The sequence below is a fragment of the Cohnella cellulosilytica genome (genome assembly GCF_042431195.1).
Taxonomy (GTDB): Bacteria; Bacillota; Bacilli; order Paenibacillales; family Paenibacillaceae; genus Cohnella; species Cohnella cellulosilytica.
The window spans coordinates 240,907-255,885 of record NZ_JBHMDN010000034.1 but is presented as its reverse complement, the minus strand read 5'-3'; the positions used below and the strand labels follow the sequence as shown (position 1 = coordinate 255,885).

Genomic DNA, 14,979 nt, shown 5'->3' with positions numbered 1-14,979 from the left:
AGCTCCTGCGCCGCCTCCGAAGACGAATTAAGGCTCGGTCAAAAATCCTTCTTTGAAAATGTCCAGCAAATATTCGAGCGTAGTCGGGTCGCTGGAGGCGGTCGATGCGCTGTCGATCTCCATTACCCTGCCGCCGGTTACCGCGGGGAGGTTTTTCCATGCTGCCGATTCCAGGAACGCGTCGTTGCCGTCCTTGTTCTTGCTCAGAACGACGAAATCTCCGGCGTAATCCGGAATCTCGTTCTGGACGAGCGTATAATAGCCCGCTTCCGCAGTGTCCTGCTCGACTCTGTCCGGCATCTTCAGGCCCATCGCCTGGTACAAAATCTCGGTGCCGTGCGCCCAGTTGTTGCCGAATACGTAGATGTCGTTCGAGTCGTATTCGAACACCGATACCGTCACGTCGTCGCCATGCTTCGCTTTGATCCGATCGCCGGCAGCTTTGGCCCGGCTCTTGAAATCGTCGATCCACGCCTGCGTCTGCGCTTCCTGGCCGAGCAGCTTGCCGATCTCGAGCTGCTGGTCCAAGTAATCCATGCCCCATGTGAAAATAATCGTCGGAGCGATCTCGCTCATCTCGTCGAGATGGTTCATCCACGCTCCGGCGACGATCAGATCGGGATGCAGCTCGCTGATTCGGGTCAAATCCGCGTCGGATACGACCTCGACGTCGGCCAGCTTGGCGGCGAACAGCGGATTGCTCTTCGTCCATTCGTCCACCCCGACCAATCTGCCGTCCAGGGAAGCGATGTTCGGAGCGTTCGTCAGACCGACGATGCGCTGCGGGTCGGCCGGAACCTCCACCGGTCCGTTCTCCGATTCGTAGGTGACGATTCCGGGCTTCCTTTCCCCGCCCGAGCCCCCGCCGCTCGCCTGGGATGCGCTTGATGCCGCGTTGGTCGACTGACCCGGCTTGCCTCCGCTGCATGCGCCGGCGATCAGCACAAACCCGAGCATGATCGGCAGATACGCTTTTTTCATCTTCATGTCCCACTGCTCCTCTATGTTTTTCACGCAACTTTATTTGTGATAATGAGAATCATTTTCATAATATCCTTTACTATCATTATGGATTAGCGGAGAATTGTCAAGATCATCCTCCCGCGTTCCCCCCTCCCCGCGCCGCGTAAAAAAAGAACCTCCCCGTTCCGACGGAAGCCGGAGCAGCGGGAAGGTTCCTTGACGGTTAGCGATAAGTGCGGCCGTTGGCGCGATTTATTTCCAAGCGTCGGCTTCGTCCTTCGTCTTCCGCACGCTCTTGTGCTTCTTGATCAGCTTCGGCAAATGCTTGATGCCCCGCATCATGACGCCCTTGCACATCGGGCATTCCGGCGATGAAGACGCGGCCAGCTCCTCCCGAATCCATACTTTGCATTCCGCATTGCGGCAGCGCCAGATCGGTACCGGCGATAGTTCGGGCTTAACGGATTCCATGTGTGTATGTTCCACCTCTGAAGATGTATGATCGCCGTGTTGATCCGGTTCGATTTCCGGTTTACTGCAGGCCGTGCTCTTCTCTGATTTTGTACAGCCCCTGCAGCAGCAGGTCGGCCGGGTCCCGGTTCAACAGCAGATGCGTGAACAAGAGGTGCAGCGGAATCGCACACACGTTGTTGCCGTCCCGAATGGCCGGAAACCCGGTTTCGAAGACAGGGCCGTGCTCCTGATTCCACGCCAAGCCCGCATGCACTTGCTCCGGAGCGAACTCCTCGGTGACCGCCTTGATGCATTGCGGAACGAGCACATTGTCGATCAGCGCTTTGGCCTCCGTCTCGTTCGCGGGAGGCTTGGGGAACGCTTGGCCCCCTTTGGTTTTCATCAGCTCGATAAAAAAGGACGCCATCCATTCCGAAGGATCGCCTTTCCCCTGGAATTTGGCAACGAGCTCGCGCAGGAAAAACCCGCACTCATACCCGTCGTCGGCCTCGTCTTTGACACGAAAAGCAAAGACCGGACCGTATACGTCCTGGTTCAGTACCTGTCCTTCGACCTGGTCGAAGTGCATCCTCAGAGCGACAAGGCCGTTATGATGAACCGCCTTGACCAGCTCGGCGAATTTCTCGTCCTTGTTGGCCTCCTGGCCGTCGCTTGACGCGTTTTTTGTCTCATTATTGTCCATTGTCTGCTTCACCCGCTTCCCATCATACCACGAAACGGGCGGATGTCCTACTCGGAAGCCCGAATCCAAATGCGGTTTTTTTGCCAAACGACGAGCAATGCGGAGATGAACTCTCCCGGCTAGTCGAGCAGCGGAGAGCGCGTCCCGTGAAACGTCAGGGTCAGCGCGTGCATCGCCCTTGTGCAGGCGATATACAGCAGACACCGATCCATCTCCGTCCGGTAATTGCCGCCATCGGCGAAGGGCACGACAACGTGGTCGAATTCCAGCCCTTTGGCCATATGCGCCGTCGTGACGACGGCACCCTCGTAAAACCTGTCGCTGCCGAAATCCAACAATCGAACGGACTTACCGGAGCCGGTCAACTGCCGATGCAGAGCCTCCGCCTGCGCTTGCGTCTTGCAGACGATGCCCATCGTCTGAAAAGCGGCTTGCTCGAATTGCGAGATCAATTCGCCGATGATCGACGCTTCACGGTCCGCGTCGTCGGCTCGGATCGTCTGCGGCGGAGCGCCGTGCCTTTCGATCGGAACAATCCGGCTGTCGGGCTTTATTCTTCGCGCGAACTCGATAATCTCGAAGGTCGAGCGATAGCTTCGGAACAGCTGTACGACGTCGGCTTCCGGGAACGCTTGGCGAACGTCGTCGACGGTGGAGGAGGAGTACGGATTGACGGACTGCCCGACGTCTCCGAGTATCGTCTTCTTGCACTTGAACAGCAGCGAAAGAACGGCATATTGAACGACGGTGTAATCCTGCATTTCGTCTACGACAAGGTGTTTGACCTCGCCGTACTCCTTCGCCCCTTCGATCCGTAACTTCAAGTACACGAGAGGAAACACGTCGGAATATTCAAGCGTTCGCGGCTTCGCCGGCTTCAACAGCTCCGGCTTTCCGATATGGTCGTAAAAATCTTTATAAATCCCGAGCAGCTTGGGTTTTTTGAGCATTTTCCGGATCATCGCCTTAATGTTGTTCGCCTCGGAAATCGACAGCCTTCCCCCGTCCTGATCCCGCGTTCGCCCGGCCACAGCCGCTGCGGTCCTGTCCGCCCTTAGCTTTACAGGCAATCCGGCGAAGCTCCCGTAGGTCTCCGCGATCCGTTCCTTGGCGACGTACACGTTATCCAGACGAATATCGGCAGGGCAAAAAAAACGCTCGCTCGCCTGATCGGCATATTCGTCCAGCAAGCGCACGAAGCCGGCTCCGGTCTTGTAGCGAATTCGCTCGATCAAAGACGCGCTCCCGGAAGCCGTCAGCTCCGCAACCTGCTCGGCGAACGTCTGGTACGCACCCGCGCCGGCAAGCTCCCGGTCGGCAATATCGTCGAATCCGAGCTCCGCGATCGGCTCCTCTCCGAGCTCCGGCAATACGTTCGAGATATAGTCGGAAAACACTTTGTTCGGCGAAAGGATCAGAATATTCCGGGAAGCGAGCGTCAGCTTGTGCCGATACAACAAAAACGCGATCCGATGCAGCGCGACAGAGGTTTTCCCCGAACCGGCGACCCCCTGGATAATCAGCTCGTGGGAGTAATCGTTGCGGATGATCTCGTTCTGTTCCTTCTGGATCGTGGCGGCGATATTTTTCATTTTCTCGTCCGAGGCGCGGCTCAATTCCTTCCGAAGCACTTCGTCGTTAATGTTGATCGCGCTCTCGAGCATATACTCCATCCGCCCTTGCCGGATGCGGTACTGCCGCTTGAGTCCGATCTCTCCGTCGACGTCGCCTTCGGGCGCGATGTAGCTGGCCGGTCCGACGGCATAATCATAAAACAAACTTGCCACGGGAGACCGCCAATCGTAGATTTCCTGGTTCGGATCGGCCTGCTCGCCGAAGGAAAAAACGCCGATATAATAAGCGTTCGCCCGTTCCCGATCGTTCGCCATAAAGTCGACCCGACCGAAATAGGGGGACGACTCCAGCTTGCGAAACCTGTCCCGTCTGGCTGCCACACTCTCTCCCCTGTCGATTGCCGTGAGGATGTCGACGACGTTCGCCGCTCTCTCCGCCGGATCGAGCTGTGCCCTGTTTTCCCATACGTACTTTTTGCTCTCGACAATGTCTTTTCCCGCGGTCCTTATCCGTTCGTCCAACTCTTCGGCCGCTCTGCGAATCCGGGCGGTCGTCGCATCCAGATAAGCTCTCTCTTCCGCTTCGGTACGATTGATCATCGCGATATCCCTCTATTCTTCTCCAAGATAGCCCTAAGTATAGAAGGAACTGCAAAAAAATATAGACTTATTCTTTTCCTTATATTATTATGCAATTATCGTGGGTCCAAAAATCCCCGTACGAACGGCAAAGTCCCGACCTCATTCCAATTGGATGAAGTCGGGACTTTTTGGGATGTTCTGAGGTCGTAGATCCACGCAGGAAGTTACGTCCGGCGCATATACGCGCGCACTGTAATCGGGGCGAAGATGGCGACGATGACGGCGGCCCCGAGCAGGGAAATGCCAAGGTCCCAGCTCACGGTGCCGGAATTGGCCAGCTCGCGCACGGCCGTTACAAGATGCGAGACCGGATTGATGTTTACGAACCATTGCAGCCATTTCGGCATCGTGTCGACAGGCACGAAGGCGTTGGACAGGAACGTGAGCGGGAACAGCACGATCATCGATATGCCCTGCACGCTGGAGGCGGTACGGGCGATGACGCCGAAGAAAGCGAAAATCCAGCTGATCGCCCACGAGCAGAAAATAACCAGCAGCGCCGCCAGAGCGACGTTCTCCAAGCCGCCGTCCGGACGATAGCCCATAATGTAACCCATAGTAAAGGTCAGCACGGTGGCGATCGTATAGCGGATCGTGTCGGCGAGCAGCGCTCCGGCCAACGGCGCGATGCGCGCGATCGGCAGGGATTTGAACCGGTCGAACACGCCTTTGTCCATATCCTCCCGCAGTTGAACGCCGGTGACGATGGAGGTCGTGATGACCGTCTGGACGAGAATGCCCGGGATAATGACCGGCAAATAGCTGACCACGTCGCCGGAAATGGCCCCGCCGAAAATATAGGTAAACATCAGCGTGAACAAAATCGGCTGCAGCGTCACGTCGAACAGCTGCTCGGGCGTGCGGCGGATTTTCAGCAGTCCCCTGTAGGCCATCGTTAACGAATGGCGCAGCGATTGCCCAAAGCTCGTATGGTTTTTCAATTGGCGGGCTGCTCCCGCTTTGACGGTTGCGGTTCTCATGCGCTTGCCTCCTCTTTTTGCTTGGCGCCTTCGCCTGTAATCGTGAGGAAAACCTCGTCAAGCGTCGGCTTCTGCACGCTCATCTCGGACAGGCGAATGCCTTTCGCGCGGAGCGCGACGAGCAGATCGGTCACCAGATCCGCGTTCGCCATCGGAGCGGTGATGACGCCCGCTTCCGACGAGATGCCGGATACGGCCTTCAGCACTTGCTCGATCGTGCGGCGAGCCTCCGGTACGTCGGCCGCCTGCTCCAAGCGCAGATGCAGCGACGAGGTGCCGATCGACGTCTTCAGCTCGTCGACGGTACCCTCGGCCACGACGTGCCCGCGGTCGATGACCGCGATTCGGTCGGCCAGTTGGTCCGCTTCGTCGAGATATTGCGTCGTCAGCAGCACGGTTGAGCCCGTCTTCACCAGACGGCGGATCGTCTCCCACATCTGCGCCCGCGTGCGCGGGTCCAGACCGGTCGTCGGTTCGTCCAGGAAAATCAGCGGCGGCTGGGCGATCAGGCTCGCCGCGAGATCGAGCCGGCGGCGCATGCCGCCCGAGAAATTTTTGAGCGGACGCTTCGCCGCCTCGGTCAAGCCAAACTCTTCAAGCAGGTCCGCCGCTTTCTTGCGGGCTTCCGCCTTCCCCAGCCCGAGCAGCCGGGAGAAAATGACCAAATTCTCGGTCGCGCTGAGCGACTCGTCCACCGAGGCGTACTGCCCGGTCACTCCGATCAATTGGCGGACAATCTGCGATTCCTTCACCGCGTCGTAGCCGAAAACGCGCGCCGTGCCGGCGTCCGGCCGCAGCAGCGTCGCCATCATTCGAATCGTTGTCGTCTTGCCCGCTCCGTTCGGCCCGAGCACGCCGTAGATCGAACCTGCCCGCACCTTAAGATCCACTCCGTCTACGGCCCGATTATCGCCGAACACCTTGACGAGTCCGCGCGCTTCGACGGCCCATTCGTCGTTTTTATACATTTCAATTCCTCCTCGTATGCAATCGACTCCTAGAAAAATAACTCATGTTTATGAACTGAGTATGAACGGCGGCGGACACAGCTCCTGCCGCTTCTTGTTCCATTGTAAGGAACCTCGGGCGGCCGATAAACCTTCCGCGGAACGGTTTGCGGATCGGTCTCGAGGAGGAGGCGGACTCCGGAGCGCCCGGGAATTCGCATGCGTCCTCCGACGAATCGTGATACAATTCTAGAGCGACTATAGCCGTTGAATCAGAGATGCGACAGGATTCAGGAGGGAATGGAAGGATGACAAAACGAGTGTATGCCTTTATCGGTTCTTACGCAGAGGAGAGCGGACCGGGGCTGTACGCCTGCTCCTACGACGAGCGGACGGGCCGGCTGACGATGCTGGACCAGGCGAGCGGTCTGCCGAACCCGACGTTCCTCGTTCCCGACGAGGACAAGCGAACGATCTATGCCATTACGGAGATCAAGGATGAGGATGGAAAACGCAACGGCGCCGCAGCCGCGTTCCGCTTCGATCCGGAAGCGGAGCGGCTGAAGCGGCTTAATCTGGAGGCCACGACGCCGGGGACGACTTGCCATATCGAGCTGGACCGCACGCGTCGGTTGGCGATCACGTCAAGCTATCATGGCGGCGCACTGGGCGTCTCGTCCGTGCTCGACGACGGCCGCATCGGCCCTGTGCTGCAGGTTCATCGGCACGAGGGAGCCAGCGTGCTGCCGGTCCAGTCCCAGCCCCGAGTCCATTCGGCCGTCGTCGACCGGGACAACCGTTACGCCGTCGTCTCCGATCTCGGCCTGGACAAGGTGTTCGTGTACCGAATCGACGCGGCGGAACAATCCCTGGTCTTACATAGCGAAACAAGCGTCGCCCCGGGATCGGGACCGCGCCACTTCGTCTTTCATTCGGAGCTGCCGTACGGCTACGGCATTAACGAGCTGAACGGCACGATTAACGTCTACGCGTTCGACGCGGACGCCGGACGGCTGAGCGTCGTCCAGACAATTGCCACGCTGCCTGACGGCTACGAGGGAAGCAACGCCTGCGCGGACATCCACCTGTCTCCGGACGGCAAATTCCTGTACGGCTCCAATCGGGGTCACGACAGCATTGCCGTGTACCGCGTCGACGCGGCAGACGGCAGTCTGACGCTGGTCGAGCTCGCGCCTGCGCTGGGCGGCCATCCCCGCAACTTCGCTATCTCGCCCGACGGACAGTTCGTGCTCGTCGCCAACCGCGACAGCAACCACATCGTCACGTTCGCCCGCGACGCGGAGAGTGGCAAGCTGCGGCCCGCCGGCATCGAGCTCGAGGTGTCCCGACCGGTCTGCTTGCGCTTTGCGGCATTCGCTTAGGATTTCCCGAACGAGGGCTGTCTGATTTTTGGGCCTCAAACCAAAGAGGGCTGTCTCCTCGGGGCGGACCATTTGAAGGATCGAAATAGAAATAGGGGCATGTATCTTCTGGAGAGCGAAGCGCCTGCCTCATACGGTCATGAAATTACCCTGTCACGGGTTAATCCATTCCTGATTTCATGACCGCGCTTCGGGGTCCCCGGAAAGTAATCGGAATAAGCTGCGAAGCTTCCCGTCATTTTCTGGGGTACATTGTAGTGGAAGGAGATACATACCCCGGTACCTAATCATCGATCTATCAAATGGTTGCTCCTTGAACCAGAGACAGCCCACTCTCAGGAAATCGAGAAATGCTTGCTGATCTGCTCGGCGGCAAAGCGGATATGCTCCGGCACAGTCGCCAGATTGATGCGGATAAACCCTTGCGACTTCTCCCCGAACCATTCGCCGTAATCCACGGCAAGCCCGCATTTGTCCTGCACCGCAGCGCGTACCTGGTCGGCGGCGGCGCAATTTCTGAGATCGAGCCAGGCCAGATACGTGCCTTCCTTCTCGCTGAGCACGGCCCGCGGGAGACGCTCCGCGAATTCGTTTTTCAGCAGCCCGTAATTATGCTCGATCAGACCCCGCAAGCCGTCCAGCCATTCGCGGCCTTCGCGGTAGCAGGCCTCGGTGGCAATCAAACCCATCACGCTCGTCGCGGCCTTGTTCACCTGCTTGGCATGCGCGTCGTAAACCTCCCGCAGCCGTTCGTCCGGAATAATCAGATGGGAGTGCAGCAGTCCGGCGAGATTAAACGTTTTGGAAGCCGAATGCAGCACGATCAAGTTGGGAAAATAAGACTTCAGCTTCAAGGCGCTTACGAATTCCGTTCCCGGACGGGTGAAGTCCAGATGAATCTCGTCGCTGACGACAATTACGCCGTGCTTCGTACAAATATCGAAGATCCGGCGCAATTCCTCCTCCGTCCACACCCGGCCGACAGGATTATGCGGCGAACAATGGATAAACAGCTTCACGCGGCGGGCTTCGATCTGCGCCTCGAAATCGTCGAAGTCGATTGCGTATTCGCCCTCCGTATTGACCAGCTCCGAGCACACAAGCAAACGCCCGTTGTCCTCGACCGCATGATAGAAAGGATAATACACGGGCGAGCACACGAGCACCGCGTCGCCGGGCTTGGTGAACGCCTGCACCGTCCAGAAGAAGGAATTGACCACCCCCGTCGAGAACCGAATCTAGCTCTGGTCCAGCTCCACGCCGTGACGGGTACTCATCCAGCCGAACAACGCTTCGTAATACGAAGCCGGAATCCCGCCGTATCCGAACGCCCCGTGAAGAACGCGATCGATCATCGCTTTCTGCGCCGCCTCCGGTATTTTGAAATCCATATCGGCAACCCACATCGGGAGCAGGCCTCCCGCTCCGAACCGCTCCTCGACGCGGTCCCATTTCACGCTATCGCTGTTTCTTCTGTCAACGCCATAGGCCGCGCAAAATTCTTCCACGCTCCACATGTTATCTCTTCCCTTCCTGCTGCCTCAGCTGAACAATTCCTGCACGTTACGGCGCCCTTTTCGTCGAACGGCGATCGAATCGACTTCTCGCTGTACTTTTGTTCAAAATGATATCATCCTCGCAAAACCGTGTAAATGGAGTTTGGCCAATCCTATCGGACGATTCCGGCAAGGCTTCCAAAGAGAATGGAGCAATCCGCTTGGCAATTGAGCCCGGCCGCTTTCGAATTCCGGTATAAATACACATAAAATGCTTAACGATAAGCCTTCGATCCGCTCTCCGAATGCCCTATCCTAACTGTGCATGGAATTCCAAGTCGATAGAGGAGCGGAGCGAAGTGGCAAAAATAGCCGACAGGTATCTTGGCGTAGACACGTGGAAGGTCGTCGAAAACGGCTTTGACCGGGACAGGAATCGCGTCTCGGAATCGATATTTTCCCTCGGCAACGAGTATATGGGGGTACGGGCTTATCCGGAGGAGGGCTACGGCGGAGACTCCTTGGTCGGCAGTTATTTTAACGGGCTGTTCGAAGAGATCGAGGTGGCCGCCCATTACAAGGGCATTATCCGTTTCCTTCGCTTTATGGTCGGCGCCGTAGACTGGCTGTATGCGAGAATCAGCGTCGACGGAGAAACGCTGGACCTTGCGACAAGCCGGTTCGACGATTTCCGGCGGGAGCTTGACTTCAAGCGCGGCAAATACGTGCGCAGCTTCGTCTGGCAGCTGGCCGGCGGCAGGCGGCTTCGCCTGACGTTCGAGAGATTCGTCAGCATGAACGTGTCCAATCTGGGCTGCCAGCGCATCGTGTTCGAGCCGCTTAACTTCTCCGGACGGGTCGACGTCCGAACGGGCCTCGATTTCTCCGTCGTTCACGAGGACCAGGGCCGCTGCTTCTGGCAAAGCGTCCGGCACGGCCGGGAGGATGGCGTAACGGCGATGCTGGGAAAAACGATCCGGACGAAAAACCGGCTGTATTCCGGCTTTGCGCTGGACGTGCCGGACGCGGTGCGGACGGAACTCGTCGAGGCCGACCGTTTTATCGGACAGGACGTGACGATCCGGCTGACGCAGGGCGAAGCGTCGACCTTCGATAAATTCGTCTTTAACTGCGCGGAGAAGGAGCCGTCGGCGACGAACGATCAGCTGTGGAGCGCGGGGCTGCGGCATACGAAAGCTTACGTCAGCGCAAGCTACGCGGATCTGGAACGGCGGCAGGCGGATTACTGGGAGAATGTATGGAAGGAATCGGACATCGTCATCGAAGGCGATCCCGACAATCAGCAGGGCATTCGCTTCTGCATTTTCAACCTGTATCAGACGTACCACGGCGACAATCCGGGCTTCAACATCGGAGCGAAAGGGCTGACGGGAGAGGCATACAGAGGGCTGGCCTTCTGGGATACCGAGTCCTATTGTTTGCCGTTCTACATTTTCAACAATCCGCGAGCCGCCAAGAGCCTGCTCGAATTCCGCTACAAGTCGCTGCCCCATGCGCTGGAGCGCGCGAAGGAGCTCGACTGCGCCGGCGCCTTCTACCCGATCGCGACGATCGACGGCACGGAAAGCTGCGATCTCTGGCAGCACTCGAATCTTCAGCTTCATGTCGGCACGGCGGTCGCCTACGGCATTCGCCACTATGTCGGCATGACGGACGATCTCGAATTCCTGTACGGCAAAGGGCTGGAAATGCTCGTTCAAATCAGCCGCTTCTACGCGACTCGCGGACAATGGGGACAGAAAACCGGGCTGTACGGCTATTTCGGCGTCATGGGGCCGGACGAATTCCAGCTCATGGTCAACAACAACTGCTATCTCAATCTGATGGCGAAAAAGCTGTTCGAGTATACGCTGGAGGTCATCGGCCGCATGTCCCGGGAAGCCGGGGAAGCGTTCGAAGCACTGGCCGGACGGCTCGGCCTGACCGAAGACGAGCAGGCCGATTGGAGGCTCAAGGCGGAGAAGATGAAAATTCCGCAGGACCCCGAGACCGGCATTTACGAGGAGCACGACGGCTTCTTCGATATGCCGCATCTCGACATCCATTCGATTCCGGTGACGGAATTTCCGCTTTATTCGCATTGGTCGTACGATCGCCTGTACCGGTACGACATGATCAAGCAGCCGGACGTGCTCATGTTCCTATTCCTGTATAGCGGAGATTATCCGTTGGCCGAGAAAATCGCCAACTACGAGTATTATGAGCCGCGCTGCATCCACGAGTCTTCGCTCTCGCCTTCCATCCACTCCATTCTGGCGGCGGAGATCGGGAAAGGCGAGGAAGCCTACCGGTTTTTCGAATTCGCGACCCGGCTCGATCTGGACAACTACAACCGCAACACACGCGAAGGTCTGCATACGACCTCCATCGCCGCCGCCTGGATGAACATCGTCTACGGCTTCGGCGGCATGCGGTCCGACGGCGACCGTCTCGTTCTGCGGCCGACGATTCCGGCGCAATGGGACCGCTACAGCTTCCCGATCTCGTACAAGGAATCGAAGCTGCTCGTCGAGGTCGACAAGCATCAGGCTTCCATTAAGGTCGTCTCCGGCCGCCCGGTCGACCTTACGATCTACGGGCAGGCGCTCAGCGTCGATTCCTCCGGCGTGACAGTCGAGCTCAAGCAGCTCGTTTGATCGCAAAAGAGAGGCTGCCTTCCTAAGAAAGACAATTTGAATGATCAGGATAAAAATAGGGGGATGTATCTTCCGGAGAGCGAAGCGCCTGCCTCATACGGTCATGAAATTACCCTGTTACGGGTTAATCGATTCCTAATTTCATGACCGTATCAGCAGCGCAGGAAGATACATCCCCCGGTAGTATTCATCGATTGTTCAAATTGTTGCTTTCATCGATCTCTAGGGAAGGATAAGCACAAACGCGGGCCGGGTCGCTTCGGCGAGATGGACCGCCTCCGGCTTGCCGCGGGACGACACGATCGTCTCGCGATAACCCGTCTCTGTTCGAAGCCGGCCGCCAACGTCCGCCAAAGAGGGTTAACGAAAAACAAAAAAACGGCATCTCTGCCGTTTTGTCTGCAATATGCTGGTGGGTTCTCAGGGGTTCGAACCCTGGACCTGATGATTAAGAGTCACCTGCTCTGCCAGCTGAGCTAAGAACCCGCATGTAAGTGATTAAAGGCTGAGTCGCTAGGCTCTTCGCTACAAGCGAAACGCTCTACCGTCCTGAACAAAATCACAAAAATTATTATAATACGCACGGGGGAGCGATGTCAATAGGACAAGCTGCAAATAATATAGACAATAAAATCGTCCGCAATGCCGCGCCGGTCCAGTCCGGTTCGACGCTATTCTTCCCCGGTCAGCGCGCTGCCCATTGCCCATATTTTTTCCACGTTGACCGGATCGGTCGCATAGGCAGGATAACTTCCGGAGCCGAAAATGTTTTTTAATTGCGCAAAGCCCGTTTCCCTCGTCGACGCCCGAACGATTTCCCTTCGATGGTTAAAAAGCTTTCCGGTCGCGTCCTTATATTGTTCGGAGGTGCAAATAAGGTAATAGTTGTCGGCCATGCCCGACGGCAAAGGATTGGTCAGATTTTGAGCCCGCGCAAGCGCTCTCCAGAAGGGGCTCATCTTTCGAATCGTCTCCTGCGATATTTTCACACGATTGATTTGCAGCGCATTGACCTTGATCCCCCGGCTCTTTAGCTGCTCGGCCAGTTTGAAGGTTAGCATCAGCAGCGCCATTTTCGAGTCCCCGTACATCTTATAGACGCTGTAAGGCCGGGTATCGCGGAATTCGCCTTGCAGATTATCAAACTCGATTTTCCTTTTCGGGTCGAAAAAATGCTTAATATTTGTCGTGCAGGCGTTCAGGATTCGAGGATCTTGCGACTTTCCCAACTGGTCAGCCAATAAACGCGTCATCAGAAGGGGACCGAATACGTTCGTGGCGAACGTCAGCTCGATATGCTCGGGACTGAGCTTATACGTTTTCTCGCCATGATTGAGATAGGCGGCGTTGTGGATCAGAATATCCAGCCTCGGATAGTTGGCCGCGAACGTTGAGCAGAAAGCGCGAACGGACTCAAAGGAAGAGACGTCCAGCTCCAATAAATCGATATTCGTGCTGCGGGAAACTGCGGCTATTTCTTGCTGTGCTTGTTGGCTTATCGCCCTATTGCGACACGCCATGACCACCCGAAACCCTTCCGACGCGAACTTGATCGCCGCCGCTTTGCCGATCCCCGAATTTGCTCCGGTAATGATTACGATTCCTTCTTTCATCCCGGCCCTCCCGCTTTGCGCTTCAGCGCAGCGCTTTATATATATCGTATGATATATATCATTTATTATACATCAAATCGAAAAGCGTACAACCCTGGCATCTTGGCATAGCGGCAGGGATTTTATGCGGATTCCTTCAACCATTGGAAGGGCGTCGTCTCCACAAACAGATCCGGATTGACCGGAACGTCATGCGCCCAAAAAGCGAAATGCAGATGGGGGCCGGTAGAGAAGCCGGTTGAACCGACGAGGCCGATGATATCGCCTTTTTTCACCGTATCGCCGGCGGCTACCTGAAGCTCCGACAAATGCGCGTACTGGGAAAACAGACCCAGCCCATGATCGAGATAAATCGTGTTGCCCGATAAATACAATTCGTCCGCCAGCGCCACTCCCCCGTCATTCACCGCCTTAATCGGCGTTCCTTGCGGAACAGCCAGGTCGATGGCCATGTGCGAATTGCTCAGCTTGCCGTTTACGTAACGCGTATACCCGAAGGGGGTCGACAAACGTCCTTCGAGCGGCACGATAAACTCCGAATCGAACAGGAAGGTCGCAGCCGAATTCGCCCGGGCCGCGCCGACCTTCTCCTGGTCGGCCTGAATCCGCTCCGTATTCTCGCGCATGCTCTCCATCTGTTTCGAGACTTCCAGATGCTGCGTCTTGAACTCCTTCTCCTCCACGATCAACCGGCCGTCTCCAATCTCGTATAATCCCGGCTCCATCGACCGCGAGATAGGAAGATATGTGAAATACCCGGCTTTATAGGGCTGAAGCTTGTACGTCTTCCCTTGCCATTCCAGCTCTCCCGGCTCGCCGTGACGCACGAGCACGACGTCCCCAGGAAACGTTCGATCCGGCAGCAGGGTCCAGCCCGGCTTTATCGCCTTCCGCGCCAACTCTGGCGATCCGTACAGAGCCGCTTCTTCCGCCCTGCCCTCGCGCCTGTTCTTCTCTTCCTCCATCCTTGCGCGCAGATCGGCTGTCACCTCGTCGTGCCAGGTCTGCCCGCCGTCGACGGTAACCAGCAGCGGCATCCCCAGTCCGCTTCCTTCCGCTGCCAGCGCCCAGCCGATTTGTCCGGAGACGGGCTGCGCCCGCTTCACCGCGAGCTGCCGGCCCTCGTAATCGATAGTCTCGCCGGGCAAGAATTCGGTATAGGCCGCCTCGATCGCGCGTATCGCCCGCTCAACCTCGTCCGCAAGCTTCTCTGCGTCTCCGTCGGCTTCCTTTGCCCCGGTTCCGTCTTCGTCCACCGGTTCGCGCCAGTCCGGTCCCGCCGGCCGCCAATGAACGCCTCCGTCCTCGGTCACCATGATTGCGCCATCGGCATACCGAAACCACCCCGCATCCAGATCAAGCATGCGAAAATCGACGATATCCTGCGCCTGCGGGGCCGCATCCGCCTGCGAAGCCGATGGCATCGCATCCGCTCCGTCCGCAGTCGCGGTTGACGCCGTCCCATCCGACTTTGCGTCCGGCATGGAGCTGCCCTGATCGTATAGCAGCCAGCCGACTCCCAGCACCGCAACCAGCGCCACTCCCAGCAATATCCGCCTCTTCATTAAG

12 protein-coding genes and 1 tRNA gene are annotated in these 14,979 nt (G+C 57.5%); 2 read left to right on the top strand and 11 right to left on the bottom strand.

The annotated features are described in order from the left end of the window. Nucleotides 1-27: 27 nt before the first annotated feature. From ACFFT4_RS24285 to ACFFT4_RS24260, 6 genes are all read right to left on the bottom strand, one after another. Nucleotides 28-987 (bottom strand): ABC transporter substrate-binding protein, encoded by a 960-nt coding sequence (locus ACFFT4_RS24285; RefSeq protein ID WP_378051506.1) that lies wholly within the window; start codon nt 985-987, stop codon nt 28-30. A gap of 228 nt (nt 988-1,215) precedes the next feature. Further along, nucleotides 1,216-1,434, bottom strand: a complete 219-nt coding sequence (locus ACFFT4_RS24280; protein WP_378051505.1) for a cold-inducible protein YdjO-related protein — start codon at nt 1,432-1,434, stop codon at nt 1,216-1,218. Nucleotides 1,435-1,495: 61 nt separating this feature from the next. After that, entirely contained in the window at nt 1,496-2,119 is a 624-nt protein-coding gene (locus tag ACFFT4_RS24275; RefSeq protein ID WP_378051504.1) for a hypothetical protein, read from the bottom strand. A gap of 119 nt (nt 2,120-2,238) precedes the next feature. Then, nucleotides 2,239-4,293, bottom strand: a complete 2,055-nt coding sequence (locus ACFFT4_RS24270; RefSeq protein WP_378051503.1) for a HelD family protein — start codon at nt 4,291-4,293, stop codon at nt 2,239-2,241. Between the two features lie 206 nt (nt 4,294-4,499). Beyond that, entirely contained in the window at nt 4,500-5,315 is an 816-nt protein-coding gene (locus tag ACFFT4_RS24265) for an ABC transporter permease (protein ID WP_378051501.1), read from the bottom strand. Beyond that, nucleotides 5,312-6,283, bottom strand: a complete 972-nt coding sequence (locus ACFFT4_RS24260) for an ATP-binding cassette domain-containing protein (protein WP_378051500.1) — start codon at nt 6,281-6,283, stop codon at nt 5,312-5,314. The genes ACFFT4_RS24265 and ACFFT4_RS24260 overlap by 4 nt, the downstream gene beginning before the upstream one ends. A gap of 287 nt (nt 6,284-6,570) precedes the next feature. Here ACFFT4_RS24260 and ACFFT4_RS24255 point away from each other — a divergent pair, with 287 nt between their 5' ends. Further along, nucleotides 6,571-7,644, top strand: a complete 1,074-nt coding sequence (locus tag ACFFT4_RS24255; RefSeq protein ID WP_378051498.1) for a lactonase family protein — start codon at nt 6,571-6,573, stop codon at nt 7,642-7,644. A gap of 335 nt (nt 7,645-7,979) precedes the next feature. Here the strand turns inward: ACFFT4_RS24255 and ACFFT4_RS24250 are convergent, their stop codons facing one another. Beyond that, a complete protein-coding gene (locus ACFFT4_RS24250; RefSeq protein ID WP_378051497.1) occupies nt 7,980-8,864 on the bottom strand; it encodes a MalY/PatB family protein in 885 nt (294 codons plus the stop codon). Nucleotides 8,865-8,882: 18 nt separating this feature from the next. Next, nucleotides 8,883-9,161, bottom strand: coding sequence for a beta C-S lyase family protein (locus ACFFT4_RS24245; protein WP_378051496.1), 279 nt, complete (start codon nt 9,159-9,161; stop codon nt 8,883-8,885). 338 nt (nt 9,162-9,499) lie between these two features. Between ACFFT4_RS24245 and ACFFT4_RS24240 the strand changes: the two genes are divergently transcribed. Further along, on the top strand, nt 9,500-11,797 hold the full coding sequence (locus ACFFT4_RS24240) for a glycoside hydrolase family 65 protein (protein WP_378051495.1): 2,298 nt from the start codon (nt 9,500-9,502) through the stop codon (nt 11,795-11,797). A 410-nt stretch (nt 11,798-12,207) separates the two neighbouring features. On the opposite strand, the gene ACFFT4_RS24235 is transcribed toward ACFFT4_RS24240, so the two are convergent. The 3 genes from ACFFT4_RS24235 to ACFFT4_RS24225 form a co-directional block, all read right to left on the bottom strand. Continuing rightward, a tRNA-Lys gene (locus tag ACFFT4_RS24235) sits at nt 12,208-12,283 on the bottom strand. A gap of 185 nt (nt 12,284-12,468) precedes the next feature. Next, nucleotides 12,469-13,410 carry an SDR family NAD(P)-dependent oxidoreductase gene (locus ACFFT4_RS24230; RefSeq protein ID WP_378051493.1) on the bottom strand — a complete coding sequence of 314 codons (942 nt, stop codon included), beginning with the start codon at nt 13,408-13,410 and terminating at the stop codon, nt 12,469-12,471. Nucleotides 13,411-13,532: 122 nt separating this feature from the next. Beyond that, nucleotides 13,533-14,975 (bottom strand): M23 family metallopeptidase, encoded by a 1,443-nt coding sequence (locus ACFFT4_RS24225; protein WP_378051492.1) that lies wholly within the window; start codon nt 14,973-14,975, stop codon nt 13,533-13,535. Between the last annotated feature and the right edge of the window lie 4 nt (nt 14,976-14,979).

Coding starts and splice junctions, on each gene's coding strand:
- ACFFT4_RS24280 (WP_378051505.1), bottom strand. CDS start 1,434: ATGGAATCCGTTAAGCCCGAACTATCGCCGGTACCGATCTGGCGCTGC.
- ACFFT4_RS24230 (WP_378051493.1), bottom strand. CDS start 13,410: ATGAAAGAAGGAATCGTAATCATTACCGGAGCAAATTCGGGGATCGGC.
- ACFFT4_RS24285 (WP_378051506.1), bottom strand. CDS start 987: ATGAAGATGAAAAAAGCGTATCTGCCGATCATGCTCGGGTTTGTGCTG.
- ACFFT4_RS24255 (WP_378051498.1), top strand. CDS start 6,571: ATGACAAAACGAGTGTATGCCTTTATCGGTTCTTACGCAGAGGAGAGC.
- ACFFT4_RS24275 (WP_378051504.1), bottom strand. CDS start 2,119: ATGGACAATAATGAGACAAAAAACGCGTCAAGCGACGGCCAGGAGGCC.
- ACFFT4_RS24225 (WP_378051492.1), bottom strand. CDS start 14,975: ATGAAGAGGCGGATATTGCTGGGAGTGGCGCTGGTTGCGGTGCTGGGA.
- ACFFT4_RS24270 (WP_378051503.1), bottom strand. CDS start 4,293: ATGATCAATCGTACCGAAGCGGAAGAGAGAGCTTATCTGGATGCGACG.
- ACFFT4_RS24260 (WP_378051500.1), bottom strand. CDS start 6,283: ATGTATAAAAACGACGAATGGGCCGTCGAAGCGCGCGGACTCGTCAAG.
- ACFFT4_RS24245 (WP_378051496.1), bottom strand. CDS start 9,161: ATGTGGAGCGTGGAAGAATTTTGCGCGGCCTATGGCGTTGACAGAAGA.
- ACFFT4_RS24265 (WP_378051501.1), bottom strand. CDS start 5,315: ATGAGAACCGCAACCGTCAAAGCGGGAGCAGCCCGCCAATTGAAAAAC.